Here is a 537-nt window from a genome sequence, read left to right on the forward strand (position 1 = left end):
TACTTAGGCCCGTGGAATACTCACGAGGGACCAGTCCCAAGTACGCCATCAGTTGCGCAGGGGAGCGAAAACGCGCAAAGGTTCCGATTTCAGCCGCAAGGGTAATGGCTGTAAGCATTCCAATCCCCCGTAGGGACTGAAGAGCTTGGATCAGAGAAGCCTTAGAACCGGTCGCAGCTTGCTGGACCAGTGCTTTTTCTAGGCGCCCCATGCGTTGCTCGATCTCATTCAAAGCATGAAGCATCTCATCGAAGGCCACCTGCATGGGCTCGTACGGGAATACCAGTTGCCCCAGCCAGACGCGATACTTCTTCGTCCAGCGACGCTTGATTGTGGCCGGTGGTTCAATCTGGTGACGAAGCAGGAATTTCAAGATCCGCTGACGAGCCCGGTGGGCATCTTCCTTGGCAGCTTCACGGGCGCGAACCAATTCCCGTAGAGCCTCATCTTCCCGTTCGGGGACGTAAACGGGAGTGAGCTCTCCTGCACGATACAAACGCGCGAGTTGCTCGGCATCCCGTCGATCTGTTTTCACTT

Annotated in this window: 1 protein-coding gene; it reads right to left on the reverse strand. The window is 56.1% G+C overall.

All coding sequences use genetic code 11. The features are described 5' to 3' along the window. A partial coding sequence (locus RW092_RS23920) for an IS110 family RNA-guided transposase (RefSeq protein ID WP_316010768.1) occupies nt 1–537 on the reverse strand: 537 nt, incomplete at both ends.

It is taken from the genome of Paenibacillus sp. 3LSP, from assembly GCF_032465655.1.
Lineage (GTDB): Bacteria > Bacillota > Bacilli > Paenibacillales > Paenibacillaceae > Fontibacillus > Fontibacillus barengoltzii.